The organism is Arthrobacter sp. 2762, from assembly GCF_040548745.1.
Taxonomy (GTDB): Bacteria; Actinomycetota; Actinomycetes; order Actinomycetales; family Micrococcaceae; genus Arthrobacter.
This window is the reverse complement of sequence record NZ_JBEPSI010000008.1, coordinates 235647-262192: the sequence shown is the minus strand read 5'-3', so window position 1 is coordinate 262192 and position 26546 is coordinate 235647. Positions and strand designations below refer to the sequence as shown.

Here is a 26546-nt window from a genome sequence, read left to right as displayed (position 1 = left end):
TTTTTTTTTTTTTTTTTTTTTTTTTTTTTTTTTTTTTTTTTTTTTTTTTTTTTTTGGGGGGGGGGGGGGGGGGGGGGGGGGGCGCGCCCCCCCCCCCCCGCTTCTCCTTCTGGACTATGCCCGATTAGTTTTCGAAGCCCGGTTAGTGCTCGACGCCGACGATCGAGAGGTCGATGCCGCCGAAGAAGTAGCCCACCTGGGCGTTACGGACGTTTGATCCCACCACGCTGTTGGTGTGGCTGCGGATGAGCGGGACGATGGGATACGTCTTCAGGGCAGTGCCGAACGCCTCGGACCACTTCTTGCCAAGCTCTTCAGAGGTGCCGTCCGTGTTGCGCAGATCAAACATCGTCTTGGAAACTACGGGATCGAAGTAGCGGGAGGTGTTGGAGAAGCCGTAGCTGGTACCTTCGTTGTTCGGTCCCAGCAAGGGGTCCGCTGAAGTACGGACGGAGGCCGGATCAGCGCCGCCGCACCAACCCGAGCGGCCCATGTCCGGAAGCTGTTCGCTGGCCAGGACCGAGTAGTAGTTCGGCGCCGGGATGGCCACCAGCTCAACATCGATGCCCAGGGCTTTCAGGTTTTGCTGGACTACGGTGCCGGTGTTCTTGAAGGCGTCGCGGTTGTTGGCGTAGCCGTACGTGAGGTTCTTGGGGTAGTCCTTGCCTTCGAGGAGCTTCTTGGCTTCCTCCAGCTTGGGCTTGCCCGCAGGATCCAGATCCAGCTCCGTCTCGACGTAACCACGCATCTTGGAGTTGAGCGGGCTCTGCGTGATCTCGCCAAAGCGTCGTCCGCCGTACTGCACCAGGATGGATTGGCGGTCCAAGGCCAGGGCGATTGCCTTGCGGACGTCCGGGTCCTTGATCTTTTCCGTGTTCAGGCTGAGGACATCGTTGCAGCCGAGGAGGCCGGACGCGACGCGATCCTTGACCTTGGCATCGGCCAGTTTGGCGGAATCCGAGGTTTGGAGAGCCCCGTTGGAATCGAGCGTGATGGCATTAGGATCCGAGTCAGCCAACAACTGCTGGCTGATGGTTGCCTGCGAGGTGGAGAGGGAGAAGCTGAACGTGTCCGGGAGCGCAGTGCGGTTGGAGTCCGTGGCGGGATCCCAGTGCGGGTTGCGGACGAGCTTAAGCGACTTGCCCCGGTTGTACGACTCCACCATGTAAGGTCCCGAAGACACAGGATGGTTGGTGTAATCCAGCTTGGTGTCCTTTGCCTTGGGTACCGGCGCCGTGTTGGAGCGGGACGCCAGCGCAGGGAACTCAGCGAACGGCTTCTTCAGATGGAAGACGATGGTTCGATCATCCGGCGTTTCAACCGCCTGAAGCGACGCGGAAGGATCCTTGTAGGGCCCCTTGTACCCGCCGGCGTCGAGCGCTGAATTCAACTCTTGCGGGGCCTGGGTGAAGACATCCTGCGCGAAGGTGCGTTCCACGCCGTACTTAATATCGGCGGAGGTGATGGGTGTGCCGTCCTCGAACTTCACGCCTTCTTTGAGCGTGAACGTCCAGCTGAGGCCGTCGTCGGAAACTTTGCCGGTGTCCGTAGCGAGGTCAGGGACCACTGTTGGTGGTTGGCCTGCGGTTTCCTTGGCCATGGTCAGGGTCCGGTAGTACAGCTGGCCCACATTGGCGGTCTGGACGTAGTTGCTGTTGCCGGGATCCAGGGTCTGGAAGTCCGAGGACATCAGGACGTTGAGGTTGCCGCCCTTGGTGTTGAAGCCGGTCTTGACCACGTTGGGTGCCAGCTCCGTGACCGATTCTGCGGACTTGGTGTTGGCGGGCTGGTTCTGGCCGGCGGCGCAGCCTGTGGCGGCCATGGCAATCAGCACGGAAAGCGCCAGTGCTCTCGTGGGGGTTTTCATGATGCTCCTCTTGAAGGGGTTGGGTGGAGGGAGATGTTGGAAGTTAGTGGCGGGAAGCCTTGGGGTCCAGCGCGTCCCGGACGGCGTCGCCCAGGAGGTTGAACGCCAGGACGGTGACGATGAGCATGACGCCCGGAACAGCCAGGAACCACGGATCGCTGAGGTACCAGTTGCCGGATTGCGCAGCGTTCAGCATTTGGCCCCACGACGGTGTGGGGTCCTTGACGCCGACGCCGAGGAAGGAAAGGGCTGCTTCTGCAGAGATGTTGGTGGGGATCAACATGGTGGCGTACACCAGGACCACTCCCATGACGTTGGGGATGATCTGGCGGAACAAAACACTCATATGAGAGGCACCAAAGGAACGGGCCGCTTCCACAAACTCGCGTTCCCGGAGGCTCAAGACCTGGCCGCGGACAATCCTGGCCAGGTAAGCCCAGCCGAAGAATCCAAGGATGATCACCAGTGAGGCCATGGGCAGGAAGCTGCCTTCACCCAGCGGTGTGTCGCGGAGCCGGGATTGCAGGATGGGCGTCAGGGAGAGCACTAAAAGCAGGTGGGGGAATGCGAGGAACAGGTCCATGATGCGGCTGATGACGGCGTCGGTCTTGCCACCGAAGTAGCCGGCGGCCGCACCCAATACTGTTCCCAGAACTACGGAAACGGCAGTGGACAGCAGGGCGATGGTGAGGGATACCTGGCCACCGTAGGCAAGCCGGGCGAAAAGGTCCCGCCCCAAGCCGGGCTCCACGCCCAACCAGTGCTCGGCCGACGGATACATGTAGCCGGGGAGCGGCAGGCCAGGCGTCTGGAAGTCGTCCAGTACCTCGGGGCTGGTGTTGGACGTGAAGGGGTCGTTGCCGGACATCGCACTGAGCACGGGGGCAAGGATGGCGAACAGCATGATGGCCACCACGACGCACAGGCTCAGGAGTGCGATCTTGCTCCGCCGGATCCTCATCCACGCTGTGGCGAGCAGCGAACGTGCCTCGGCGGGTGCGGCTGCTTTACGCTCAGGCGACGTTGCCGGAGTGGGCGGCGGACTGCCGGTATTCGGTTCGATGGACTGTAGCTGGGTCAACGGTTGCTCGTTTCATGATCCAGGGAGCTGACTCCGCGATTCTTGTATACCAAACTAGATTAGATCAGGATCGATGCGATGTAAATCACAAATAATGTACTGTTTGGAATACCAGATAGCTATTTTGTTCGAGCAAAGGAGTGCACGTGCCCACAAAGGCAACTGCCCGCTACATCCTGGGGCACAACAAGGGGCAGCACGTGCTGCTGGAGGACGCCTGCGTGGTCTACAGCGGCGACACCATTGAGTACGTCGGCCATGACTACACCGGGCCGGTGACGGAAGAGATTCATCTGGGTGACGCACTCCTGATGCCAGGGCTGATCGATCTCGATGCCCTCACGGACATTGACCACCTCATCCTGGACAGCTGGGCCGGGCCGGAGCAGGCAAAGGGGCACCAATGGTCCGAGGACTACTTCCGCAACCGCCGCACCGACGTCTTTTCCGCTGAGGAACGCCAACAGATCCGCGAGTACGCCCTTATCCAGCTGATCCTGCACGGCATCACTACGTACATGCCCATTGCTTCGGAGGTCCATTCCGAGTGGGCGGAGTCCTTTGAGGAACTCGTGGGCATGGCGGAGACCAGCCGGCGGCTGGGCTTGCGCGGATACCTCGGGCCTGCATACCGCTCGGCCGTGAATGTCGTGTTGGAGAACGGCGAACGCTCGGTCATGTTCGACGTCGACCGTGGCCGTGAGGGGCTGGCGGACGCGTTGCGCTTCATTGACCACGCAACGGAGCTGAACGACCCGCTGATTAACAGTGTCCTGCTCCCGTGCCGCATTGAGACCCTGGACATCGAACTGCTCAAAGCAACGGCGGCGGCTTCGGAAGAGCGCGACGTCCTGGTTCGCCTGCACTCCCTGCAGGGCCTGGTGGAACGGGAACTTATTCTGGACTGGCATGGTGTCACGCCCCTGGAGCTCCTGGACCAAGTGGGCATGCTCAACGAACGCCTGCTGATCCCGCATGCCACCTACACGGACCGCAACCCCGCCGTGTTCGGAGAGGATCGGGGCGACCTGGCCCGGCTGGCAGCCAGTGGTGCCAGCATCATCCACTGCCCGCTGACATCCATGCGCTACGGCAGCACCTTGGATTCCTTCAATGCCTACAAAGCGGCGGGCATCAACATCTCCCTGGGCACCGACTCTTTCCCGCCGGACCTGATCCGGGGGATCGATGCAGGCGTGCAGCTGGGCAAGATCCTGGCAGGCAGCAATGACGCCGGCGACCTCGCCGGATACTTCGACGCCGCCACACTCGGAGGTGCCCGGGCATTGCGACGAACCGATCTTGGCCGGTTGGAGCCCGGGGCCCAGGCAGACATGGTGGCCTTCTTCTTGGGAGACATCCGCGATGGCGTTCACGAGGACCCACTAAGGACACTCACGCTCAACGGAACAGCCCGGCAAGCAGTACTTTCAGTGGTGGCCGGCCGGACCATCATGGCCGACGGTCTCATAGAGGGAGTGGATCTGGACTACTGGCGCGGAAAGGCCCAGGAACTCTTCGCCAGGATGCGTGAGGCCTACACACTCAGGGATGCCCTGAACCGCCCCTCCGACGAGCTGTTTCCACCCGTGTATGCTCGGGTTGAACGCTGACCGGCGCCGGCCGGCGAAGGGAGCGGACGCTGGCATGAAGGGAAGTTTGACAGTGGCTGAGGCGATGCCGGAAACCGGAAATGGCCGCGATGACGAGGCCCGCGCGGAGCACGTCTACCAACTGGTGTTGGAGGGAATCGTCACAGGCACCTTCGCACAGGGTGGGCGTTTGCGCGAACGGGAACTGTCCGAGATGTACGGCGTCTCCAGGATCCCGGTCCGCGAAGCCATTCAACGCCTGGAGAAGGACGGCTTCGTGGCCACCTTCCCGCGCCGCGGCGCCGTGGTCCGGCAACTCACGCTCACCGACGTCAACGAGCTCTTCGACGTTCGCCTTTGCCTGGAAACGTTCGCCGCCAGGATGGCTGCCACCCGCGTTGCCGAAGGCCATTCCGCAGGTCGGCTCGAGGAACTGATGGAAGCCTCCAATGCCGCCATCGACGAGGACCGCGCAGAAGATGTAGCACTGATCAGTGCCGAACTCCACGCCGAGATCGTGCGTCTCTCCGGCAACAGGTTGCTCATCGAGTCCGTGAAGCCGCTCTTCGGCCGCATGCGCTGGATCTTCGGATTGGCACACAACCGCAGCAACGAACTCCAGCGGGACGAACACAAAGAGCTGTGCAACGCCATCCTGAAAGGCAGGCCGGACCTGGCCTACTCACTGGCATACACGCACATTGAGCTCGGCCGGGAACCAGTGCTGGCAGGCCTCGCAGAGACCCTGGAACCCTGAATCAGTCGTCCGCGTCCGGGTACTCGTCCACTTCGTCGTACCGGCCTGACTCCTCCACCTCAACTTCAAGGATCTTGAGCAGCTCGGTGTCAGGGTTCAACATGATGGCAGCCTCGTCCCTGCGGTGCTGCAGCACAGTGTCCAGGTAGGACTGCACAGTCTCAGCCAGCGGGATGTAGCGATCCTGCTTCTGGCTCATGTACCAGCGGTGCTCCAGGACCTCGTGCACTACCTCGGCCGGTTCCAACTTGCCGGCAAGGTGCCGGGGAATAGACCGCACGATCGGTTCGAAGATCTGGCTGACCCATGCGTGGGCGCTGATTTCCTCGTCCAGGTCAGGGTTGTTGTCCGCCCTGAACTGGTCCATATCGTTCAAAAGCCTGCGGGCCTGGTTCTCCTGGGCGTCCAAACCGGTAAGGCGCAGCAAGCGCCTCTGGTGATGGCCGGCGTCGACGACTTTTGGCTGCAGCTGGATGGTGGAACCATCCGCCGTGGTCTTGATGGCATATTCCTCGACGTCGAAGCCGAGCTCGTTGAGCCTGCGAATGCGGGCGCCCACGCGCCAGCGCTCGCCGAGTTCGAAGGATTCCTTCTCCGTCAGCTCAGCCCATAGCCTGCGGTAACTGTCCATGATGAGCTCACTGGTAGCCACGGGATCCACCTTTTCCTCGATGAGCCCGCCATCCAGGAGGTCCATGAGCTCACCAGCGATGTTGACGCGGGCAATTTCCAGGTCATACTCGCGCTGGCCCATGGACAGATCCGGGTAGAGCTCGCCGGTCTCGGCATCCACAAGGTACGCCGCGAACGCGCCGGCGTCGCGACGGAACAGCGTGTTGGAAAGCGAGACGTCGCCCCAATAGAAGCCAATGAGGTGCAAGCGGACAAGGAGCAACGCCTGGGCGTCGATGAGGCGCGTCAACGTGTCCTTGCGCAGCATCTGCGAGAAAAGTGCCCGGTAGGGCATGGAGAACTTCAAATGCCGGGTGACCAACACCGGGTTGAGGGGTTTGCCGTCGACCGTGGTCCGGCCGGTGATGACGGCCACCGGCTCAACACACGGAACATCCAGCCGTGCCAGCTTGCGGAGCATGTGGTACTCGTGGCGGGCAACGTGCTCGGACGTTTCCTTGATGGCAATGACCGATCCACCAAGGTGGGCGAAACGCACGATGTGGCGGGAGATACCGCGGGGGAGGGCGGCGAGGTTCTCGGCTGGCCAGTCCTCAAGCGCAATGTGCCACGGCAGGTCCAACAGCTCCGGATCCGCTGCGGCGGCAGTGATGTTAAGGGAACCGATAACGCTGGCCGGTGGTGCTGTGTCCTGCGCGCTGGCCGCTTCAGTCCTGGGGAGCTTGCCGATCTGCCCGTAGTCGGTCGGTTCGTCGTGCCACTGGGCTCCGTTTTGCTCGCTCATGCCTCAATTGTTCCGTACTCGCCGGTGTTCGCGTTCATTGCTGCGGGAAAGGGAAATTCGGGCATCGCGGACCACTGGACGTCCGGTGCTGCCTGGAACGTGACGCCCTGCCTTGTGAGGCGCTCACCCAAGGCGCCAAGCCGACGTCGGAAGTCACCAAGGTCCCTTGCGTCCTGCGGCGACCACGCCACTTCCGCCAATGAAATCGCCCTCGGGTACATGAGCCAATAGGCCTGCTGGTTGTTGCGGACGGTCTCCGTCCAGAGCGGGCCTTCGACGCCAAGGATCCCGTCATCTTGCAGGCCCCCTTGGGCGGGATTCCAGTCGTAGTACTCGGACCACGTGAACGGCCCGCCGTCCACCCACTCAAGACCGATGGGACTGGTTGCTTCATACTTCTGGTCCAGGTAGGTGTTTGCCGCAGGGGACATGATGACCTTGGAGCCGCTGCTTTCGGCCTGCCGAACAACCGGGGCGAAATCGCCGTGCCAATACTGCACCACAGCCCCTTCCGGGAGTTCGACGTCGGCGTATTCGTTCCAGCCCACCACCGTCTTGCCTGTTTCGGCGCCGATCCTTGCGAATTCCTGCACCATGGTCACATAGTTGTCGTGTCCGGTCACCAGGGCCTCGTCGCCACCGATGTGGAGGTACGGGCCGGCCGTGATGGCGGCAAGCTGACCCAGGACCTCGCGCACGAACTCGTAGGTTGTGGCGAGCGAGACGTCCAGGGTGGACCAGCCAACCTCCGAGGTGGTGCTCATGGGTTTGGCCTGGCCATCCGGGTTGAGCTGGGGGATGGCGGCGAGGGCGGCATTGACGTGTCCGGGGAGGTCGATCTCCGGGACCACCAGGACGTTTTTCGTGGCGGCGTAGGCCACTATTTCCTTGAAATCCTGCTGGGTGTAGAAGCCACCGCGGCCGAGCGCCGGCAGGGCACCGGGGACCTCAACGGCACCCTGCCCGCCGATCGCTGTCAGATTGCTGTACGCCAATCCGGACGGGTTGTCCTCAGGCTCGTGGATTTCGATGCGCCAGCCTTGGTCATCCGTGAGATGAAGATGTAGCGCGTTCAGCTTGAACTGCGTCATCACATCGATCTGCTCCTTCACTTCGTCTACGGTGAAGAAGTGCCGGGCTACATCCAGCATGAGTCCGCGGTAAGCGAACCGCGGTGCATCCTTAATTTCGAGGGCGGGAATCACCCAGGTGCCGCTGGTTCGATTCTTCCAATCAGTCACGCCGGTGGCGGAGCTGCCTTCAATGGCAGGCGGGAACAACTGACGGAGCGTTTGGACTGCGTTGAAGAGGCCGGCAGGGGTTGTTGCCGCGAGGCGTGCGCCGGCATCGGTGACAGTCAGCTGGTAGGCTTCCGGGCCGCCGTCGAGCGTTTCAACGAACTCCAGGGCGATGTCGCCGGGACTGGCCTCCTCGACGATGGGAAGAGCGAAACCTGTGCCGCGGCGAAGCAGCACCGCCAGCTGCTCCGCGACCGGGACGGCTGCCTCGCTTGCCGCGATCCGGGCCGTAGGGGCAAGCGTGAAGGCCTGTCCGTCCGATGGCGCGACGTGTACGGGCGGGGGGATCAGGTTATCCGTCGGGTTCATGGCGTTCTTTCCGGGAGAAGGTTAACGCGAGAGCGGCCCGACCGGGAAGGGTCGGGCCGCTATCAAAATGCGGATTTATTGGGTGGGGATTAGTCGCCCAGGCGCAGGCCGGTCTTGGTGTCGAACAGGTGCACGTGGCCGGACTGCGGACGAACGAAGATGGACTCGCCCTTCATCGGGGGGCGGCGGCCGTCAACGCGGGCAACGATGTCGTGGCTCTTGCCATCCAGGATGGTGTGGCCGTAGACGTAGGCATCGGCGCCGAGTTCTTCGACGACGTCAACCTCAACCTGCAGGCCTTCGCCGTTGCCGACCGTCTCGAGGTCTTCCGGACGTGAACCAACGGTAACCGTCTGTCCGTGTGCTTCTTCGAGGACGTCGCGCTTGACCGGGTAAACCGTGCCACCGAACTGGACGCCGCCGTCGACGACCGGCAGTTCCAGAAGGTTCATGGCAGGGGAGCCGATGAAGCCTGCGACGAAGACGTTCTGCGGGCGGTCGTAGAGGTTGCGCGGGGTGTCAACCTGCTGGAGCAGGCCGTCCTTGAGGACTGCGACGCGGTCACCCATGGTCATGGCCTCAACCTGGTCGTGCGTCACGTAAACCGTGGTGACGCCGAGGCGGCGGGTCAGGGATGCGATCTGCGTACGGGTCTGGACACGGAGCTTGGCGTCAAGGTTGGACAGCGGCTCGTCCATGAGGAAGACCTGGGGGTTACGGACGATTGCACGGCCCATGGCAACACGCTGGCGCTGACCACCGGAGAGTGCCTTCGGCTTGCGGTCCAGGTATGCCTCGAGGTCAAGAAGCTTGGCGGCTTCGCGAACACGCTCGGCGCGCTCTTCCTTGGAGACGCCTGCAATCTTCAACGCGAAGCCCATGTTGTCCGCAACAGTCATGTGCGGGTAAAGAGCGTAGTTCTGGAAAACCATTGCGATGTCGCGGTCCTTCGGCGGAACATCCGTGACGTCGCGGTCACCGATCAGAATGCGGCCGGCGTTCACATCCTCAAGTCCTGCGAGCATGCGCAGGGAGGTGGACTTACCGCAACCGGAGGGTCCAACGAGGACCAGGAACTCGCCATCGGCGATGTCGATGTTGAGTTTATCGACGGCGGGCTTATCTGTGCCCGGGTACAGACGCGTAGCGTTATCAAAAGTAACTGTAGCCACAGTTATCAATCCCTTCACCGGCAGGTACGTGCCGGACGATCCGTTGTGAATGGTTCATTTTCTTCAGTTGAACTCCCCGGCCAATGGCCGGGGAGGATCGTGTGACGTCGCACGGTACTGTGCGTCACATCACGTCCAAGAGTATGTCAGACTTTTGGATTTACTGCCCAAATGTTACGAAGGTCACATGTGACGTTGATCCCGCCGCATGCTTCCGCGGTGAGGGGCTTATGCTTCCGCTGTGACGCGGCGGCGCTCCCGGAGGAGTGCTTCCAATAGTTCCGCAACGTGCACGGGGGCTTCCACACGGTACTCGGCCTGGGTGAAATCCAAGCCCACTTTGATGCCGACGTCGTCGCCCATCAGCCTGCCCAGGGCGTCCTCATCTGTCACGTCGTCGCCGGCGAACAGAACGGCAGTGGCGCCGGTCGCCTGACGAAGGAACTCCACGGCCTCGCCCTTGGAAGCCTTGACCACGGACGTCTCCAGCACGCGTTTGCCGGTCTTCACGTACACGCCAGGATGCTCACGCAGAACCCGCATGGCGGCCTCGACGGCGTCTTCCGCGACGTCGTCGTCGGCAAGCCTCGTGTGGAGGACGACCCCGGCGGGCTTGTCTTCGAGCAACGTCCCGGGCGCGATGTTGACGATGCCGGCCAGGACCTCACGGACTGAAGCCAGTCGTGCAGCTTGTTCGTCATCCAGCTCCAAGCCCAAGGAACCTTCGCCCAGCCATACCTCCGCCCCATGGCTGCCAATCAGCAACGTGTTCACAGGAGGCGAGGCGACCAGGCGCAAACTGTCCAGGGCGCGTCCGGAGATGAGTGCCGTCGTCGTGCGCGGCAGTTCAGCAAGGGCCTCCAAAGCCGCAGCTGATCGCGGAAGGGGCCGGGCGTCACCGGCATGGTCCACGATCGGGGAGAGGGTGCCGTCGAAATCCAAGGCCACCAGGAGTTGCTCCGTGCCCGCGATCCGCCGGATGGCGTCCAACAGTTCCGGGGACAGGGACAGGGGAGTCTGCTCAGCTGTCATCGCGCACTACCTTCTCCTCAAGGGCGGCCAGGAACTCCGCTGACCAATGATCGACGTCGTGGTCCAGGATCTGCTTTCGCATCAGCTTCATGCGGCGACGGGCTTCCTTGGGCGGGAGATTGACCGCCCGCAGGATGGCGGACTTAAGGCCATCGATGTCGTGCGGATTGATCAGGAGCGCCTGCTTCAGTTGGTCGGCAGCGCCGGCGAACTCACTCAGGACCAGCGCGCCGTCGTCCTCGGAACGGGCGGTGACATATTCCTTGGCCACCAGGTTCATGCCGTCGCGCAGCGCCGTGACCAGCATGACGTCCGCCGCGAGATAGAGCGCCACCATCTCCTCTACCGGGTAGCTGTGGTGCAGGTAGCGGACGGCAGTGTTCTGGATGGTGTCGTAGGTGCCATTGATATGGCCAACGGTGCCTTCGATTTCTTCACGCAGAAGCCGGTACTGCTCCACGCGTTCCCGGCTGGGGCTCGCTACCTGTATCAGGGTGGCGTCCTCCACCCTGATGCTGCCCTCGCGCAGGAGTTCCTCGAAGGCCTTCAGGCGGTGGCCGATGCCCTTGGTGTAGTCCAGGCGGTCCACGCCAAGAAGGATGGTCTTCGGATTGCCCAGGTCCTTGCGGATCTGCTTGGCCCTCTCGATGATGTCCGGCCTCCCGGCCAACTCCCGGATCTGGTCAACATCGATGGAAATAGGGAAGGCCTGCGCCCGGGCAATGTGGGTGACCTCGCCGTCCGGGCCCTTTACATGCACTTGTTGCTGCTTGACGCTGGCGCCCAGGAAGCGGCGGGCAGAGCGCATGAAGTTGCCGGCATCGCTGGGACGCTGGAAGCCCAGCAGGTCCGCACCCAGCAGGCCATCAATGATCTCGCGGCGCCAGGGCAGCTGCGCGAAGATCTCCGGAGGCGGGAAGGGAATGTGGTTGAAGAAGCCGATTTTCAGGTCCGGCCGTGCCTCGCGGAGCATGCGGGGAACCAGCTGGAGCTGGTAGTCCTGGACCCACACCGTTGCGCCCTCCGCGGCATGGCGTATGACGGCGTCGGCGAACTTCTTGTTGACCTGTCGGTATGCATCCCACCACGTACGGTGGAATTCCGGCGGGGCGATGACATCGTGGTACAGCGGCCAGATGGTCGCATTGGAGAAGCCTTCGTAATACAGCTCGACGTCGTGGCTGCTCAATTGGACCGGGACAAGATCCATCGCTTCGTGGCTGAAAGGGCGCACGGTTTCATCCGGGGCGCCATGCCAACCCACCCACGCGCCATCGGACTTTGTCATCATCGGTGCAAGCGCGGTAACGAGGCCGCCAGGTGAGCGCCGCCAGCCCCCGCCACCATCGCCGTCGCCATCGCTGCTGCAGCGGTCAACGGGCAGGCGGTTGGACACCACCATGAAGTCGAACTTGCTCGCCGTTGGCTTCCTGGTGGGAGAGGCCCTAACGCCGTCTTCCATCTTGAGTTTTTCGCTTGCCAAATCCTGCATTACTGCTCCCTGGGGTTGCTGTGACTCACCTCCCAGCCTACCGGCGGAATCATAGACCGCAGTTGATCGTTCAACGACCGGGCAAGCATGTCAGCGGCAGAGCTCCTAGTTGGCTCCCGTAAACTGACCCCGTTGCCCCAAGCTATGCACTACCGACGTCGAGTAATCCGAGGAACTGATGAGCCCCGCAAACGAACCCCGCCTCTCCAAGGCTGAACGCACCGCCCAGGCACGGGAGAAAGCGCGCGAAATCCGCGAAGCGCAGCTGAAAAAGGAAAAGCGCAACAAGCTCCTGATCGGTTGGGGCATCGTGGTGGCCGTCGTGGCAATCCTTGCCGTTATCGCGCTGGTAGTGACCACCAGCATTCAGCAAAGCGCACCCATCGCCGATCAGGGCCCCACTCCCGCGAACGGCAACGTGCACGGCGGCGTAACATTGCTGGCCAACTCCGACGTCGTGAAGTCCGATGCCTCGTCCGTGAACGTGGCGGACGTCCCTTCGGCTCCGGCAACCAAGCCCGCAACCGTCACCGTTCCCGGTGGTGAGCCCGAGGCCGGCAAGCCCGTCAAGGTGATCGCTTACATCGACTTCATCTGCCCGGTCTGCAAGCGGTTTGAGACAACCTACGGGGAGTCGCTCACCAATCTCCGCAACGAAGGCAAGATCTCCCTCGAGTACCGTCCCCTTGGCTTCCTGGACCAGCAGTCCACCACCAACTACTCTTCACGTGCAGCAAATGCTGCAGCGTGCGTGGTGAACTCTTCGCCTGAGAAGTACGCCGACTTCTTCAACCTCCTCTTCGAACGCCAGCCTGCCGAAGGCAGCGCCGGTATCTCGGACAACGACCTCAAGGCCATGGCCAAGGAAGTCGGCGCCGCGAACATCGACTCCTGCGTGGACAGCAAGCAGTACCGGCCGTATGTGAAGGTCGCTACGCAAGAAGCGGCAGCCATCGGCATCACGGGCACCCCCACCGTATTCGTCGACGGCAAGCAGTGGGATGGATCCACCGACCTGAACGCTGAGATCCAGACCGCGGTTGACGCCAAGGGCTAGGTTTCAGGAATTTACGACGGCGGCTGGTCACCTCGGGTTTTTGCCTTGCGTTCAACCCGGGGTGGCTGGCCGCCTTCGTGATTTCCGTGAGGGGGAGGGTCTGGGCTAACCTTATCTAGCGTCGTTTTCGGCGCATGCCTCCTTAGCTCAGTTGGCCAGAGCACCGCTCTTGTAAAGCGGGGGTCGTCGGTTCGAATCCGACAGGGGGCTCCACGAACCCCTCCATTCCGGCGATTTTGCCCGGAGCGGAGGGATTTTTCGTTTCCGGGAAGCGCGTCGTCAGCGTCCCCGGGCTAAGGCACTTCCCCCTGAGGCACAGGTGTCCGTCGTTGACGTTCACGCTGACCCTGCCGAAGCGCCAGCAGCGGAAACAGGAGCACAGAGAGCATGCCGGCCCCAACCAGTGCTGACGAGATTCCGCTTGAGATGAAGCCCTGATCCCGGCCAATGGCGGTGACGGCAACGATAATCGGCAGGCCGGTTGCCCCGAAAAGCATGATCGCCCGTTTCTCGGCGAAAGAGGACTTCGGTGGGGCAGCAAGCATCGACGGCAGGCCGCGGATGATCAGCAGGAGGAGCAGGAACAGAGGAAGTAACCCCAGTGCCATGGGGCTGGACGTGAGTGCGCCGAGATCGAAATCTATGCCGGTATCGATGAAGAAGATGGGCACCAGGAATCCGAACGCGACGGCGTCGAGTTTGGTCTCGATCACCTTCCGGTCCCGTTCGGGTGCGCGCGCAATGGCCACCTTCCAGAGGACGCCTGCGGCGAATGCCCCCAGCAACATGTCCAATCCCAGGACCATGCTCAGCACCACGAGCACGGTAAGGATGAACATGATGGAGCGGACAGCGAACTGGCCGCTGGTGTGAAGAGTCCGGGTGACCTGCGAGTGGAAGAGCGTGTGCTGTGCCCTGGAGGCCAGGAAAATCGCGATGCCGGTCAGGAGAACGAATCCGAGAAGCACGGCCGTAGCTGGTCCCAGCTGCCTGCCGCTGAAGAACAGCGAGATCGCAATTAGGGGACCAAACTCGCCAGCCGCGCCCAATGCCGTGACGGCGATCCCCATCGGTGATTTTGATTCGCCGGAATCACGAAGAATGGGCAGCAATGCTCCCAACGCCGTGGAGCAGAGCGCCACCCCGATGATGACCGCGGCCTCCGGCGTGGGGGCCAGCAGAAAGCCTGCGCCAACGCCTGCGGCCAACGAGATCACCCAACCGGCTGAGGCACGGATGGCGGGACGGCCTCGGATATCGGCGAAGTCAATCTCATTGCCGGCCACGAAGAAGAGCGTCGCCAGCCCGAAATCGGCCAGCGTATCCGTGAACTGGGTAGATTCGATCCATCCCAACAGGCTGGGACCCAGCAGGATTCCGAGGACGATCTCGAACACCACGAGGGGCACTTTGACCACCGGGTCAAGGAAGCGGACCGCCAGAGGCGCCGCCACAGCCAGTAGAGCGATCAGAACCAAGGATGTAGACAAACCCTGCATCAGCGGTACCTCCGGTACCTCGGCCGCTTCTAGCCCGGCCGCTTCGAAGGAAAAGTAATCCAAAGCTACCGCCACCCTTGCAATGACGCCATGACGTTCGACTTTCGGTCGGCGGCCAGAGTTATCCACATGCAGGAAGAAGCGCGCGACGCCGGGTCCCGGCCCGCGTTAGTCTGGTTACCTCGGCTGAAGCAAGCGGCCGCAACACCCACCGTGCGGAGCCGTTTTCCTATGTCCGATGATCCAGACCTGGGCGCCCTTGCGGCGTCTTCCTTTTCCCTTCCCAAGCTCCGCCCCGGCCAACTCGCTGCCATGAACGCGCTCGCAGGCGGCCGCGACGTCCTGGCGGTCATGCCCACTGGGTACGGCAAATCAGCCACCTACCAAGTGGCAGCCAGGTACCTCTACAACCAAACTGGGCGCCCCGCCGTCGTGGTTTCTCCCTTGATCGCTTTGCAGGAGGACCAGCTGGATGGGCTGAACGGGCAGTTGGGTGACGGGGTTGCCGTCGCCATTAACTCCTCCCGTAGCGACTCGGAGGTGGAGGACGCCTGGGAGTCAGTGGAGTCGGGCAAAGCCACTTTCCTGTTTCTTGCCCCGGAGCAGTTGGCCAAACAGGAGACTGTGGACCGCATCGCCAAACTGGACATCACGATGTTCGTGGTGGACGAGGCCCACTGCGTTTCCTCCTGGGGTCATGATTTCCGCCCCGACTACCTCGATCTGGGAAACGTCCGCGAACGATTGGGAAACCCTCCCGTGGCAGCCCTTACCGCCACAGCCTCACCGCCGGTGCGTGACGAAATTCTTGAACGGCTGGGCATGAAGGATCCGCTGGTCCTGGTCCGTGGCTTTGACCGGCCCAACATCAGCCTTGACGTGGTCCGCCACCAAGAAGACAAAGGCAAGCGAAAAGCAGTCCTGGAGCAGGTTGCCGCGCTGGCCAAAGGAGGAGAGCGGGGGCTCTTGTACGCGGCCACTCGGAAGGACACGGAAAAGTACGCCGCCAAACTGGTTAAGGAAGGGCTCCGCGCCGAGGCCTACCACGCAGGCCGGTCGGATGCTGACCGGGAGCGCATCCATGAGCAGTTTCTGGACGATCAGTTGGACGTCGTGGTTGCCACAACCGCTTTCGGCATGGGTATCAACAAACCCAATGTCCGGTTCGTTATCCATGCCGACATTCCGGAATCACTGGATGCCTATTACCAGGAAATCGGCCGTTCCGGACGCGACGGGAAACCGGCCGCTGCCACACTGCATTACCGCGAAGAGGATCTTGGCCTCCGGAAGTTCTTCGGCACGCACTCACCGGACCCCGATTCGCTCCTGGCAGTCCTGAAGATCCTGAAAGCCGCAGGCGCTCCTGCCCCGAAGAGCGCGCTCTCGGAGTTGACGGGATTCCCTGCGCGGCGCCTCACCGGGCTCGTTAACCAGTTGGAGGAAGCCGGCGCTGTCACCACAGGCAGGCGCGGCATTCGCCTGGCCTCCAAAGCCAAACTATCGGCCCTGGTGGCTCGCGCCGTCGAACTGGCCGAGGCCCGGCAGCGCGTCGACCAGTCCCGGCTGACGATGATGCGCGCATATGCGGAGACGGACAGCTGCCGCCGGCAGTTCCTGCTGGCCTATTTCGGTGAGGAACTTTCGGAGCCGTGCGGCAATTGTGATGCGTGCGCCGCTGCTTCCAAAGCCAGCAATGGTTTTCACAGCACAGAGGACGAGCGCGGCTCAGATGAACAGCGTGCTGGCGAAAGCGATCCATTCCCGCTGCAGTCCGCTGTGATTCACAAGGAATGGGGCCCAGGTCTGGTGATGCGGCATGAGGACGACGTCATTACCGTCTTGTTTGAGCAGGAGGGCTACAAGACGCTCTCCCGCAGCGCGGTTCTGGAACACGAGCTGCTGAAGCCCGCCTAGTGCTGACGGCGCAGGTGTTTCACGTGTTCAGCTCCAGCATCAGGGCGGGCAATTCGTCGGCGAGTTCGCGCGCAAGGAACCCGAGCGGGCCCAGCTTGCTGGCCAAGCGGTCGGCCGCGGCGGCGTGGAGGTGGGTTCCCCAGCAGGCGGCCTGTGCGCCGCTGGTTCCACGCGCCCGGAGACCGGTGATGGCACCGGCCAGTACGTCTCCACTGCCTGAGGTACCCAAACCTCCGTATCCGGTGGTGATCTTCCACAGTCCCGGGTCTTCAGGCGCTTCCCCGGACGGACGTGCGATCACGCCCTGGCAGCTCACCACCGCGCCGTACTGTTCGGCGACGGCAGCAACGTCATTTTCCAGGTGGTTTACGTCCCGTCCCAGCAGGATTCCCGCCTCTGTCGGGTTAGGGGTGAGAATTAGCCGGCCTCGCCAAGGTTCCGGCCTCTCCTTTAGCTTCGCCAGCCCGCCGAGGGCGTATGCGTCGAGGACAACGGCAGGCCTCTCCGGTCCGCCGCTGAGCTCCTCCCGCTCCAACAACCTGGTGAGCAATTCCCCGGCCAGATCGGAATCATCCAAGCCGGGGCCGACCAACACGGCGTCTGCCCGCTCCAAATACGTTGAGATGAGGTCCAGCCCCTCACCTGTCAGGGATCCATCGGCGGTCTCCGGCAAGCCCACCGCTCCACACTCCGGGAATGCTACTCCCACCTGCGCGGCCACGGATTCGGCGACAGCCAACGTCATCTTTCCGGCCCCCGCGCGGAGGGCGGCGATGCCGGCCAGGACGGTGGCGCCTGGAGTGGTTCGCGCACCGCCGATGACCAGCACAGCGCCGCGTGAGTATTTATCTTCGCCAGGAGCAGGCAGTGGCCAATCGCGCAGAAGCGACGGCGTCACTTGCGTGGGGCCGGTGGTGCCGTTGGAATCACTGTGGGTGGACACTGGCATCTCCGGCATGCTCGGTAACCGTGACGCCCTGTTCGGTGAGATGATCGGCCACGTTGAAGCTCTCGAGCGTCCACGGTCCAGCACCAGACGGGCGCACATAGCGGGTTATCGATGCGTTAAGGACTGTTGTTCCGGCGGCGAGGTCCAGGATCTCCCGCTCGGACATCCCCTCCAGGACGTATCGGACCAACAGGATCACTGCATCATGGCAAACGAGCATTACGCGGTGACCTCTTCCCAGATTGTTGAGCTCCTCCAGGACGGATCGCAGCCGAAGCGCTACGTCAGCCCAGGATTCACCTCCCGGTGGCCGGTAGTACAGCTTGCCCAGCCATAGGCGCCGTTCGGCCTCATCCGGGTAACGCGTTTCCACGCCTAAGCGGGTGAGTCTGTCCAAAATGCCCAATTCCCGGTCGCGGAGGCGTTCATCGGTGTGGACTTTCAGGGGCCAGCCAGCTGTTTGAACGGCAATTTCCGCTGTCTGAAGGGCGCGTGCATAGGGCGAGGAGACCACCGCGTCCGGACGGAACTCCTCCGCAATCCGGGACAGCGCCGTTCCCAGTGCCTTGGCCTGATCCTGGCCGGTATCCGAGAGGTTCACGTCAGGGTCCCTGGCGGGAACGTCAATGACCTCAGCCCGCGCCAGGCGGGCTTCCGTCGCGGCCACGTTGCCTTCGCTTTCTCCATGCCGGACCAGCAGCAACTCAACAGCCCCGGCCTCCTGCACCGCCTCTGTCAGGCCGTTGTCGTTCAAGAAAACCAACTCCTTCGCGCGCCCTTGCCGAATGCAGAACACTACCCAACTGCGTACCCACGGGACCAGAGAATAAACGCACGACGGTGACCTTCCGCCGCAGCGCTGGCGGCCACCCGGCGTCGAACCTTGCCGACAGGTGAAGACTGTCAAGCACTGTTGCCGGAACCCATGGTGAAGTAAGTTGCTCGCATGGAGGACACATACCAAGTCATCGTGGTGGGTGCCGGATTTGCAGGCGTTGCGGCAGCCAAAAAACTCGGCCGGAAGGGCGTACGCGTCCTGTTGATTGACTCGAACAACTACCACCAGTTCCAGCCGCTCCTTTATCAACTGGCTACTTCCCAGATTGGGGTTTCAGCCATTACGCGCCCACTGCGCTCCGTTTTCCGCCGCTATAAGACCGTCAAAGTCCTGACGGCGAGTGTTGCCTCTATAGATGCTGGGCAACGCTCAGTCACCACCTCCGATGGCGTGACTCTGCGGGCGGAGATCCTGGTCATTGCGGTAGGTGCCGTTCCCAACTTCTTCAACACCCCAGGTGCCGAGCAACATGCTTTCCCGCTGTACTCCGTTATGGACGCCACCAGGCTGGGCACCGCCATTACCCGGCTGCTGGACCAGGCCGATAGAAACTCCGAAGGCTTGGTAGACGTGGTGGTGGTGGGAGGGGGACCCACAGGCGTGGAGACTGCCGGGGCCATGGCAGAAAACGTGAAATACATGGTCCGCAAGTACTTCTCTCCCGAGCTCGCTGCCCGCTGCCGCGTGCACCTGGTGGACATGGTTCCGAGCGTGTTGAACATGTTCTCCACGAAGTCCCAGCGCTACGCCACCGAACGTCTTCGGAAGGTGGGCGTCCAGCTGCATATGGGAGTGGGCGTTACCGAGGTTCGAAGCGATGGTGTGGCGCTGGCTGACGGGAGCTTCGTCCCCGCGCAGATCGTTGTTTGGGCAGGCGGTCTGAAAGCGGGAGACCTCATCAGCACTTCGGGGCTGGCACAGGGCAAAGGTGGGCGTGTCGATGTCCGTCCGGACTTGACCGCCCCGGATGTGGATGGTGTGTACGTCATCGGTGATGCAGCGAACATCACGGATTCCAACGGCGCGAAGTTGCCCCAGCTCGGCTCCGTAGCCCAACAAGCGGGAAAATGGGCGGCGGCCAACATCCTTGCAGACCTTACTGGCGGAAGTCGGACTCCCTTCCGCTACGTTGACAAGGGCTATATGGCCATGGTTGGACGCGGTGCTGCGGTGGCAGAACTGGGCCGCAAGCGAATCCAGTTGCAGGGCCTTTTCGCCTTCTTGTCCTGGCTCCTGGTCCATTTGGCACTGTTGTCCGGGGTCCAGCAGAAAGTCCGTGCGCTGTTTTCCTGGCTCAACGGATACCTTCTGCACAGCCCCGCGCAGGTGGTGGTCAGCGGCCCAACCGAGAAGGAGCTATCCGTTATGACTCTTCCCGAAGTACGTCCCGCCCCACCAACCGATGCGGGCCTGGAAAAGGAATAGGCTCAGCCGGAGGTGGAACGGGCCTTCTGAACGCGATGTGCCACTAATCCCCACGCCATCAGAAAGAAGCCACAGTATCCCAAGGGGGACGGATTGATTGGTATGGCCAACAGCATCAGCAGCAGTCCAACTGTTACAGCAAGAACGTGGCGCGCCTGCGGTTCATAGGGGCGACGCGCAGGGATTCCTGTTTCCAGTTGACGGGCCAAGTCCGGATCCTGGATGAAAAGTTCCCGTTCGAGTTGCTGCAGCACCCTGCGCTCCCGTTCGTTTAGATGCATGCTTGTCCCTCCCATGTAGCGCTAAGGCTCCTCGGTGCGATCGGTGAGCCAACCGGTTCCTTCAAGGAATTCCAGCGGCACGATAAGCTAAGCATGCTTACTAAATGCTCCGCAAGGAAAATTTTCCGGACCCTCACTCCGGCCAGCGTCGGCTTGGTGGACTGACTACGATGGCAAGTAGGAACCCTGAACAAGGAGCACAATGTCACTGAAAGACCGCCTCAAAGCAGACGTCGTTGGCCACATGAAGGCGGGCAACAAGACAGCGCTCACCACCGTGCGGAACGTCCTGGGTGAGATCACCACTCGCGAGAAATCGGGCAAAACGCCCATCGAGTTGGACGATGCGCAGGTTACGTCACTGCTCCAAAAGGAGGCTGCCAAGCGCCGGGATACCGCACGCATCTACACCGAAGCCGGGGAAGCAGACAGGGCAGCCGCCGAAGTTGCGGAGGCTGAGATCATCGAGGCGTACCTCCCCAAGCCGCTAAGCCGCGAAGAAGTGGAAGGCATCGTCGACGAAGCCATCGCCGCTCTGAAAGCCGACGGACAGGAACTCTCAATGCGTTCAATCGGCGCCGTGATGAAGCCGGTCACTGCCAAGGTTGCAGGACGCTTCGACGGCAAGACCGTCAGCGAGATCGTACGAGGTCGCCTGAGCTAGGACCCGCCGGCTGGCTCGCCCTTAGCGAGTCAGCCGTTCCCAAGCAGCCACCGCAAAGTGTCGGCATTGCGCACGGCGTTACCACCGCCGTCGTTGTTGAAATAGGCGTACACGTCCTTGCCCGTGCTGTTCCACTCGCGAATCCGATCCGCCCACCAGCGAAGATCCTCCTCCGAATACGAGCCGCCGTAGAGGTGCTCGGGATCCGGTCCGTGAAGCCGGACGTAAACGAACGGTGCGGTGGCACGGAGGATGCATGGCAGATTGGCGCCGCTCATGATGCAGTAGGCGGCCTCGTGGCGTTCAAGCAACGCGTATACGTCAGGGTGGTCCCAGCTATCGTGCCGGAACTCCACCGCCACGCGAATCCAGTGGGGCAAGGCTGCCAGGAAGTAATCCAGGCGGGCATCATCACGGGCAAAATCTGGAGGAAGCTGGACAAGCAGCACAGCTCTTTTGTCGCCCAGCTCGTGCCAGCAGCGGGTAATGCGTTCCACCCACACTTCAGGGCCGTACAGCTTTTTCCCATGCGTGAGACCGCGGGGTGCCTTGACCGACATCGCAAATCCAGCAGGCAAACGATCGTGCCAGCTTTTGAATGCGGTGTCCCGCGGCCAGCGGTAAAAACTCGCGTTGAGCTCAACCGTGTCGAACCGCGCCACGTAGTGCGCCAGACGCTTGGCTGTGGGCAGGCCCGGTGGGTAGAGCACATTTTCCCAGTGATCGTAGCTCCAGCCAGACGTACCGATGCGGATACTCATGCTGTGGATGGTAGTCCTCGTGAGTGCGCTTGCCGGGTCACGTCACGCGTTGGGTCGGTCACCGAGCACTGCTTACCTATTCGGGCCGGATCCAATCCCGGCCGACGTCGCCGGTTAATGCCTGTTCAGGACTTCATCCCAGCCCTGGCGATCAACGCCTGGAGATCCTCGGCAACCTTGGCCACCTCGCGCTGCCGTGTCGACTTGGCTGCGTGCGTGGAGGGTCGGGTGGTCCGGGGAGAAATGCGTGTCCGGGCGTCGCGGCGGAACGCGCCATCGCGTCCAGTCCTTGGGTCACGCACGGTTGCGTCGACGGTGACGCGGCCCTGAAGGGGGTCGTGGAAAAGTGGGAGGTTCATGGTCCATTCCGGGGTATCAGGATGTGAACTTTGATCCTGACATATGCCTGAACGCCGCGATATGGACGGTTGCATATCGCCCCGCAGGGAGGCGGTGCACATGTCCAGTTGTCTGACGGATGCCGAATCGGTCCTGGCAGGTACTGCGGGTACCCCGCACACCAAGCCCTCCCACGTTAAGGAAGGGACTGGTTGTCTGGTGGAGATCGGATTTCCCTTCGAGAGGACCATCAGTGCGCCAGTTACTCCCGTCTTGCATGGCGTTACTGTGGGGCCTGCAGTTTGCCTTCCTCACTCCTGCCCTTGCCCTGATGCTGGTAGACCTTTTCGACGCCTCGCCAGCCGATGTGGGCTGGGTGCTCGCCGTGTACAACGCCGGTGGCTTTCTGGCCTCCCTGCTCATCCCGGCTTATGCGGACAGGAAGCGCGACTACTTGCGGCCGATGCTGCTCTGCGGGTTCTTGGCTCTGGCACTTCCCTGCGTACTGGCCTTCAAGCAGACTTCGTGTCTGGCGACCATCAAACTGACAGCTCGCTGCCATCCACGTGGGCCATTACTGGCGTGGTCATAGGTTTTACCCTGCTTCAGGCAACTGACAGCAGTGCGGTGACCATCATGGCACTCTTCGTGGGCCAGAAAATGGGCGGGGAGCTGATTTGGGCGGGTATTGCCCTGGGCGTCGCCGCAGCGCTCGAGATACCTGCCCTCCTGGTGATCGGGCGGCTCAGCCGTCACCTGTCCGGGACGGTGCTCATAACGTCGGGGTGTATGGCTGGAATCTTGTACTACGCAGCAATGACCTTCGTGGCTGACCCCATCACACTGCTGCTCCTTCAGATCCTGCATGCCTGGTTCTTCGGTGTCGTGGCGGGCGTAGGCCTGACCCTGTTCCAGCAGATCATCCCTCGTCCAGGCCTGGCAGCCGGTCTCTTCACCAATACCCGGCGCATTGGCGCCGTAGCTTCAGGTCCGATCATTGCTTTCGGATCAATGACAACCTTCGGTTACCAGGGAACCTTCGCCGTGTGTGCGGTCCTGACCCTGGCGGCCATGTTGCTCATCCAATTCACGGCAAGGGCCGGAAAATCACCAACGCGGCGCCGGGACAGCAACCGGACCGGAGCCGTGACTACCCCCACAGAGCCTTCTTCAATAGCGCCCTGAGTTGGGCGTTCTCCTCTTCGCTTAATGCCGCGAGCTGTGTTTGTTCGCACACCTCCAGGGCAGCGCGGGCCTTCGTGTGGATTCGGCGGCCCTCGGCTGTGGAGACGATGATCTTGGCGCGCCTGTCTTGCTTTCCCTGCGCTCGCTCTACCAGGCCCCGGTGCTCCAGGTCGTCCACGAGGCTGACAACCTGGCTGGGGTCCAGGCTGAGGAAATCGGCGAGTTCGCGCTGGGTCGGTTCCAGTCCACTGCAGGCGAGCGTCAGTACTGAAAAGGACCTTTCCCGCAGTCCAAAGTCGCTCAGCGCACGGTTATTCAGCACTGAGCCCATGGCGTGGAGCTTGGCGAGCAGCAGGCCTACGTCGTTCCCAATTTTCGCGGCCGCGAGGCGCGGGGTTTCGACGTTGGTGCTTTGCGGGCCCATGACAACTCCAATAGTAAATAAAAACAATCATTGACTTTTTCAATGATCCGTAATCTCATTGATCATGACAAGGATCTCACGGGGCAGTGGGATCGGCCCCACCGGCTCCGGCCGGTTACTGCATGCGAAGGAGCACGCCATGAGCTTGAACGGCAAGGTTGCAATCGTCACCGGGAGCGGACAGGGTCTTGGACTCGCTTACGCGAGGGAGCTCGCCCGCCAAGGCGCCGCCGTCGTGGTCAATGACGTGAACCCTGGGACAGCTGCAGAAGCAGTCGCGTTGATTGAGGCCGACGGCGGACGGGCCACCGCCGTCGTGGCTCCGGTGGGTACCACGGACGCTGCCAAGGCGCTGGTAGCAGGCGCTGTTGAGGCGTTCGGGCGGCTGGATATCCTGGTCACCAACGCCGGTATCCTGCGGGACAAGAGCCTGTTGAAGATGACCGATGAGGACTTCGACCTGGTCATCAACGTCCACCTGAAGGGCACCTTCACATGTGTCCGCGAGGCGTTCGCATACTTCAAGGACAACAACGTCGCCGGCCGCGTCATCACCATCGGTTCACCGACCGGCCAGCGCGGCAACTTCGGCCAGACCAACTACGCCGCAGCCAAGGCCGGAATCGTTGGCATGGTCCGAACGTGGGCGATGGAAATGAAGAAGGCCGGAGTAACGGTGAACACTGTGGTCCCTGTGGCGGCCACTGCCATGACCAAGACCGTTCCTTACTTCCAGAAGGCGGTGGAGGCTGAGGAACGCGGCGAGGCCATGCCGTCCTTCTTCCGTCACGACCTCGGATTCGGCACGGCCGACGACGTCGCTGGGTTAATTGCGTTCCTCGCCTCGGACTCGGCTGCCCATATTACCGGGCAGGTAATTGGCGCCGGAGGTGACCGGCTGCAGGTCTGGACGCACCCGACGGCCGCAACCACTGACTACCGCGACGGCGGTTGGAGCTACGAAGCCCTCCGCGACAACGCAGGGTCCCTCTTCGGAGCGGAGGCCCTGCAGAGCTACGGCGAGGAATTCCTACCGTTGCCCCAAGAACTCCAGCCCGTAGCTGCGGCCGTAACTGCTTAGGCCCGCTGACCATGGCCGACCGTTACGAACTTGGCATCGACGCATCCGCACTGGATGCGATCGACATGCATGTCCACGTGGAGGTGGACAGCTGCGGGCACGGATCCCTTCCGGACGCGCTTACGGAGGCGTCGGCGAAGTACTTCAAAGCTGAGGACCGGACGCCGTCGCTTGACCGCATCGCGCAGATATACCGGGACTTGAACATGGCCGCCGTCGTGTTTACGGTCGACGCGCGGACGCAACTCAAGCATGAACCCAACAGCATCCCCGAACTGATCGCCGGGGCGGCGCGGAACAACGATGTGCTGATTCCTTTCGGCAGTGTTGACCCGCGCACGGGCGAGGACGCGATCGCCGGTGCCAAGCGCCAGGCTATTGAGCTCGGTGCCAGGGGCTTCAAGTTCCACCCGTCCCTGCAGGGATTCGACCCGTCCAATGAACGGTTCTACCCTCTCTGGGAAACGCTTCAGGAACTTGGGCTGCCCGCCATCTTCCACACAGGCCAGAACGGCATGGGCGCGGGGCTTCCTGGCGGGTTTGGGATCAAGTTGGCCTATTCCAACCCGCTGCTGCTCGACGCCGTGGCCGCGGACTTCCCTGGCTTGCAGATCATCATGGCCCACCCGTCGGTGCCATGGCAGGACGAGGCCAACTCCATTGCCACACACAAGTCCAACGTGTTCATCGACCTGTCCGGGTGGTCGCCCAAGTACTTCCCGGAATCACTGGTCCGCCTCTCCAATTCCGTGCTGCAGGACAAGATTCTGTTCGGAACGGACTTCCCGCTGATCACCCCGCAAAAGTGGCTCGGAGCATTCGCTGATCTGCCACTGAAGGACGAGGTCCGGCCGAAGGTCCTGAAGGACAACGCTGTCCGGCTGCTCGGGCTGGGTGGTTGAGATGACGGCAAGCGCTGTGGAACAGCGGCTCTATTCAGCGGCGGACTGGTATGACGCCGAGTCACTCTTGTCCGTTCAGGAACGTCAGGTGCTATCCCGCTTGCGGGACTTCCTGGACATCGAGGCCAAGCCGCTCCTGGCCGCGTATTGGGACCGTGGCGAGTTCCCGGAGCAGATGGCACAGCCCCTGATCGACCTGGACCTCATGGAACCCTTTGAGTCGCCTGCCCGTGGGATCTATCACGGATTCCGGATCTTCGAGCTTGCCCGCACGGACGCGTCGTTGGCCACTTGGTACACGGCACAGGCCGGACTCTTCCGGACCGCAATCCAGATAGGTGCCTCTGAGGAGCAGCAGCGCGAATGGCTACCTAAGGTCATCGACTTCTCGCTCAGAGGCGTCTTCGCCCTGACCGAACCGGACCACGGTTCCGACATCGCCGGCGGGCTGTCCACCACAGCCCGTTTCGCAGCAGAAGCCGACGGCGGAGGCTGGGTTTTGGACGGCGCCAAACGTTGGATCGGGGGCGCCTCCACAGCTGACGTGCTGTGCGTGTTCGCCCGCGACCTTGGCGATGGACAGGTCAAATCGTTCCTCGTGGAGCGGACCGCGCCAGGCGTCACCGTGGAGAAAATCCATGGCAAGACGTCGCTGAGAATGATGCAGAACGCGCACATCAGCCTTGAGCGGGTGCGGGTTCCTGAGGCCATGCGCCTGCAGAACGTGAACTCCTTCAAGGACGTCGCCGAAATGCTCCGGGCTATGCGTTCGGATGTTGCATGGATCGCCACCGGCATCCAAGCCGGAGCGTTCGAAGCAGCGTTGGCCTACGTCAACGAACGTCAACAGTTCGGGCGCACACTGGGGTCGTTCCAATTGGTGCAGGAGAAGTTGGCCCGCATGCTCGGAAACATCACGGCTTCGCTCTCGCTGGTGGTCCGGCTCACCGAACACCAGGCCCGTGGGATTTACCGGGACCAGGATTCAGCACTAGCCAAGATGCAGACCAGTTTGTTCATGCGCGAGACCGTCGCACTGGCCCGCGAAGTGGTCGGGGGCAACGGCATCACGCTCGAAACCGACGTCGCGCGTTTCCACGCCGACGCTGAAGCCGTCTATTCCTACGAGGGAACCCACGACATCAACGCGCTCATCATTGGCCGCGCCCTCACGGGCGTCAGCGCTTTTACCCATTAAGAGACAGCC

General features: G+C 62.1%; 25 protein-coding genes and 1 tRNA gene. 12 read left to right on the top strand and 14 right to left on the bottom strand.

The features are described 5' to 3' along the window. Window positions 1-142 precede the first annotated feature (142 nt). Both ABIE18_RS16350 and ABIE18_RS16345 read right to left on the bottom strand, forming a co-directional pair. Window positions 143-1867 carry an ABC transporter substrate-binding protein gene (locus ABIE18_RS16350; RefSeq protein WP_499723699.1) on the bottom strand — a complete coding sequence of 575 codons (1725 nt, stop codon included), beginning with the start codon at window positions 1865-1867 and terminating at the stop codon, window positions 143-145. A 43-nt stretch (window positions 1868-1910) separates the two neighbouring features. Further along, entirely contained in the window at window positions 1911-2948 is a 1038-nt protein-coding gene (locus tag ABIE18_RS16345) for an ABC transporter permease (protein WP_499723698.1), read from the bottom strand. 146 nt (window positions 2949-3094) lie between these two features. Between ABIE18_RS16345 and ABIE18_RS16340 the strand changes: the two genes are divergently transcribed. After that, window positions 3095-4561, top strand: coding sequence for a chlorohydrolase family protein (locus ABIE18_RS16340; RefSeq protein WP_499723697.1), 1467 nt, complete (start codon window positions 3095-3097; stop codon window positions 4559-4561). A 34-nt stretch (window positions 4562-4595) separates the two neighbouring features. Then, a complete protein-coding gene (locus ABIE18_RS16335; RefSeq protein WP_477516661.1) occupies window positions 4596-5297 on the top strand; it encodes a GntR family transcriptional regulator in 702 nt (233 codons plus the stop codon). Between the two features lies 1 nt (window position 5298). Here ABIE18_RS16335 and ABIE18_RS16330 read toward each other — a convergent pair whose 3' ends face one another. The 5 genes from ABIE18_RS16330 to ABIE18_RS16310 all read right to left on the bottom strand — a co-directional run bounded on the left by ABIE18_RS16330 (window position 5299) and on the right by ABIE18_RS16310 (window position 11987). Further along, on the bottom strand, window positions 5299-6714 hold the full coding sequence (locus ABIE18_RS16330; RefSeq protein ID WP_499723696.1) for a DUF4032 domain-containing protein: 1416 nt from the start codon (window positions 6712-6714) through the stop codon (window positions 5299-5301). Further along, window positions 6711-8321 carry a beta-N-acetylhexosaminidase gene (locus tag ABIE18_RS16325; protein WP_499723695.1) on the bottom strand — a complete coding sequence of 537 codons (1611 nt, stop codon included), beginning with the start codon at window positions 8319-8321 and terminating at the stop codon, window positions 6711-6713. The genes ABIE18_RS16330 and ABIE18_RS16325 overlap by 4 nt, the downstream gene beginning before the upstream one ends. Window positions 8322-8410: 89 nt before the next feature. Next, a complete protein-coding gene (locus ABIE18_RS16320) occupies window positions 8411-9493 on the bottom strand; it encodes an ABC transporter ATP-binding protein (protein ID WP_431118474.1) in 1083 nt (360 codons plus the stop codon). Window positions 9494-9721: 228 nt separating this feature from the next. Beyond that, window positions 9722-10525, bottom strand: a complete 804-nt coding sequence (gene otsB / locus ABIE18_RS16315) for a trehalose-phosphatase (RefSeq protein ID WP_499723694.1) — start codon at window positions 10523-10525, stop codon at window positions 9722-9724. Next, window positions 10515-11987: an alpha,alpha-trehalose-phosphate synthase (UDP-forming) gene (locus ABIE18_RS16310; RefSeq protein ID WP_499723709.1), complete on the bottom strand. Its 1473-nt coding sequence runs from the start codon at window positions 11985-11987 to the stop codon at window positions 10515-10517. Before ABIE18_RS16310 ends, otsB begins: the two co-directional genes overlap by 11 nt. Before the next feature lie 208 nt (window positions 11988-12195). Here ABIE18_RS16310 and ABIE18_RS16305 point away from each other — a divergent pair, with 208 nt between their 5' ends. Beyond that, window positions 12196-13074 carry a DsbA family protein gene (locus ABIE18_RS16305; RefSeq protein ID WP_499723693.1) on the top strand — a complete coding sequence of 293 codons (879 nt, stop codon included), beginning with the start codon at window positions 12196-12198 and terminating at the stop codon, window positions 13072-13074. A gap of 136 nt (window positions 13075-13210) precedes the next feature. Continuing rightward, window positions 13211-13287: transfer RNA gene (locus ABIE18_RS16300), tRNA-Thr, on the top strand. Window positions 13288-13367: 80 nt separating this feature from the next. Here the strand turns inward: ABIE18_RS16300 and ABIE18_RS16295 are convergent. Next, a complete protein-coding gene (locus ABIE18_RS16295; RefSeq protein WP_499723692.1) occupies window positions 13368-14636 on the bottom strand; it encodes a cation:proton antiporter in 1269 nt (422 codons plus the stop codon). A 168-nt stretch (window positions 14637-14804) separates the two neighbouring features. On the opposite strand from ABIE18_RS16295, the gene ABIE18_RS16290 reads away from it, so the two are divergent. Beyond that, window positions 14805-16490: a RecQ family ATP-dependent DNA helicase gene (locus ABIE18_RS16290; RefSeq protein ID WP_499723691.1), complete on the top strand. Its 1686-nt coding sequence runs from the start codon at window positions 14805-14807 to the stop codon at window positions 16488-16490. Window positions 16491-16509: 19 nt separating this feature from the next. On the opposite strand, the gene ABIE18_RS16285 is transcribed toward ABIE18_RS16290, so the two are convergent. Together ABIE18_RS16285 and ABIE18_RS16280 are read right to left on the bottom strand one after the other, a co-directional pair. Then, a complete protein-coding gene (locus ABIE18_RS16285) occupies window positions 16510-17439 on the bottom strand; it encodes an NAD(P)H-hydrate dehydratase (protein ID WP_499723708.1) in 930 nt (309 codons plus the stop codon). Next, window positions 17417-18193 (bottom strand): histidine phosphatase family protein, encoded by a 777-nt coding sequence (locus ABIE18_RS16280; protein WP_499723690.1) that lies wholly within the window; start codon window positions 18191-18193, stop codon window positions 17417-17419. The genes ABIE18_RS16285 and ABIE18_RS16280 overlap by 23 nt, the downstream gene beginning before the upstream one ends. Before the next feature lie 192 nt (window positions 18194-18385). Here ABIE18_RS16280 and ABIE18_RS16275 point away from each other — a divergent pair, with 192 nt between their 5' ends. Continuing rightward, complete coding sequence (locus tag ABIE18_RS16275; protein WP_499723689.1) at window positions 18386-19702, top strand: NAD(P)/FAD-dependent oxidoreductase; 1317 nt, start codon at window positions 18386-18388, stop codon at window positions 19700-19702. Between the two features lie 2 nt (window positions 19703-19704). On the opposite strand, the gene ABIE18_RS16270 is transcribed toward ABIE18_RS16275, so the two are convergent. After that, complete coding sequence (locus ABIE18_RS16270; protein ID WP_499723688.1) at window positions 19705-19983, bottom strand: DUF3040 domain-containing protein; 279 nt, start codon at window positions 19981-19983, stop codon at window positions 19705-19707. 202 nt (window positions 19984-20185) lie between these two features. Between ABIE18_RS16270 and ABIE18_RS16265 the strand changes: the two genes are divergently transcribed. After that, on the top strand, window positions 20186-20647 hold the full coding sequence (locus ABIE18_RS16265) for a GatB/YqeY domain-containing protein (protein ID WP_499723687.1): 462 nt from the start codon (window positions 20186-20188) through the stop codon (window positions 20645-20647). 29 nt (window positions 20648-20676) lie between these two features. Here ABIE18_RS16265 and ABIE18_RS16260 read toward each other — a convergent pair whose 3' ends face one another. Further along, window positions 20677-21408 carry a DUF72 domain-containing protein gene (locus tag ABIE18_RS16260; protein ID WP_499723686.1) on the bottom strand — a complete coding sequence of 244 codons (732 nt, stop codon included), beginning with the start codon at window positions 21406-21408 and terminating at the stop codon, window positions 20677-20679. Between the two features lie 125 nt (window positions 21409-21533). Then, window positions 21534-21767 carry a hypothetical protein gene (locus ABIE18_RS16255; RefSeq protein ID WP_499723685.1) on the bottom strand — a complete coding sequence of 78 codons (234 nt, stop codon included), beginning with the start codon at window positions 21765-21767 and terminating at the stop codon, window positions 21534-21536. 233 nt (window positions 21768-22000) lie between these two features. On the opposite strand from ABIE18_RS16255, the gene ABIE18_RS16250 reads away from it, so the two are divergent. Both ABIE18_RS16250 and ABIE18_RS16245 read left to right on the top strand, forming a co-directional pair. Further along, complete coding sequence (locus ABIE18_RS16250; protein WP_499723684.1) at window positions 22001-22339, top strand: hypothetical protein; 339 nt, start codon at window positions 22001-22003, stop codon at window positions 22337-22339. Then, window positions 22273-22932 carry an MFS transporter gene (locus ABIE18_RS16245; protein ID WP_499723683.1) on the top strand — a complete coding sequence of 220 codons (660 nt, stop codon included), beginning with the start codon at window positions 22273-22275 and terminating at the stop codon, window positions 22930-22932. Before ABIE18_RS16250 ends, ABIE18_RS16245 begins: the two co-directional genes overlap by 67 nt. On the opposite strand, the gene ABIE18_RS16240 is transcribed toward ABIE18_RS16245, so the two are convergent. Then, complete coding sequence (locus ABIE18_RS16240; protein WP_499723682.1) at window positions 22898-23356, bottom strand: MarR family winged helix-turn-helix transcriptional regulator; 459 nt, start codon at window positions 23354-23356, stop codon at window positions 22898-22900. The genes ABIE18_RS16245 and ABIE18_RS16240 overlap by 35 nt on opposite strands. A gap of 139 nt (window positions 23357-23495) precedes the next feature. Between ABIE18_RS16240 and ABIE18_RS16235 the strand changes: the two genes are divergently transcribed. The 3 genes from ABIE18_RS16235 to ABIE18_RS16225 are packed head-to-tail and all read left to right on the top strand — an operon-like array spanning window position 23496 to window position 26537. After that, window positions 23496-24437, top strand: a complete 942-nt coding sequence (locus ABIE18_RS16235; protein WP_499723681.1) for an SDR family NAD(P)-dependent oxidoreductase — start codon at window positions 23496-23498, stop codon at window positions 24435-24437. 11 nt (window positions 24438-24448) lie between these two features. Beyond that, window positions 24449-25339, top strand: a complete 891-nt coding sequence (locus ABIE18_RS16230) for an amidohydrolase family protein (protein WP_499723680.1) — start codon at window positions 24449-24451, stop codon at window positions 25337-25339. Window position 25340: 1 nt separating this feature from the next. Continuing rightward, entirely contained in the window at window positions 25341-26537 is a 1197-nt protein-coding gene (locus ABIE18_RS16225) for an acyl-CoA dehydrogenase family protein (protein ID WP_499723679.1), read from the top strand. Window positions 26538-26546 lie beyond the last annotated feature (9 nt).

Bases quoted from the DNA above. Each gene is read 5' to 3' on its own strand.
- ABIE18_RS16350 (WP_499723699.1), bottom strand. From the start codon at position 1,867: ATGAAAACCCCCACGAGAGCACTGGCGCTTTCCGTGCTGATTGCCATG.
- ABIE18_RS16335 (WP_477516661.1), top strand. From the start codon at position 4,596: ATGAAGGGAAGTTTGACAGTGGCTGAGGCGATGCCGGAAACCGGAAAT.
- ABIE18_RS16330 (WP_499723696.1), bottom strand. From the start codon at position 6,714: ATGAGCGAGCAAAACGGAGCCCAGTGGCACGACGAACCGACCGACTAC.
- ABIE18_RS16325 (WP_499723695.1), bottom strand. From the start codon at position 8,321: ATGAACCCGACGGATAACCTGATCCCCCCGCCCGTACACGTCGCGCCA.
- otsB (WP_499723694.1), bottom strand. From the start codon at position 10,525: ATGACAGCTGAGCAGACTCCCCTGTCCCTGTCCCCGGAACTGTTGGAC.
- ABIE18_RS16310 (WP_499723709.1), bottom strand. From the start codon at position 11,987: ATGGAAGACGGCGTTAGGGCCTCTCCCACCAGGAAGCCAACGGCGAGC.
- ABIE18_RS16305 (WP_499723693.1), top strand. From the start codon at position 12,196: ATGAGCCCCGCAAACGAACCCCGCCTCTCCAAGGCTGAACGCACCGCC.
- ABIE18_RS16290 (WP_499723691.1), top strand. From the start codon at position 14,805: ATGTCCGATGATCCAGACCTGGGCGCCCTTGCGGCGTCTTCCTTTTCC.
- ABIE18_RS16285 (WP_499723708.1), bottom strand. From the start codon at position 17,439: ATGCCAGTGTCCACCCACAGTGATTCCAACGGCACCACCGGCCCCACG.
- ABIE18_RS16275 (WP_499723689.1), top strand. From the start codon at position 18,386: ATGGAGGACACATACCAAGTCATCGTGGTGGGTGCCGGATTTGCAGGC.
- ABIE18_RS16270 (WP_499723688.1), bottom strand. From the start codon at position 19,983: ATGCATCTAAACGAACGGGAGCGCAGGGTGCTGCAGCAACTCGAACGG.
- ABIE18_RS16265 (WP_499723687.1), top strand. From the start codon at position 20,186: ATGTCACTGAAAGACCGCCTCAAAGCAGACGTCGTTGGCCACATGAAG.
- ABIE18_RS16260 (WP_499723686.1), bottom strand. From the start codon at position 21,408: ATGAGTATCCGCATCGGTACGTCTGGCTGGAGCTACGATCACTGGGAA.
- ABIE18_RS16255 (WP_499723685.1), bottom strand. From the start codon at position 21,767: ATGAACCTCCCACTTTTCCACGACCCCCTTCAGGGCCGCGTCACCGTC.
- ABIE18_RS16240 (WP_499723682.1), bottom strand. From the start codon at position 23,356: ATGGGCCCGCAAAGCACCAACGTCGAAACCCCGCGCCTCGCGGCCGCG.
- ABIE18_RS16235 (WP_499723681.1), top strand. From the start codon at position 23,496: ATGAGCTTGAACGGCAAGGTTGCAATCGTCACCGGGAGCGGACAGGGT.
- ABIE18_RS16230 (WP_499723680.1), top strand. From the start codon at position 24,449: ATGGCCGACCGTTACGAACTTGGCATCGACGCATCCGCACTGGATGCG.
- ABIE18_RS16225 (WP_499723679.1), top strand. From the start codon at position 25,341: ATGACGGCAAGCGCTGTGGAACAGCGGCTCTATTCAGCGGCGGACTGG.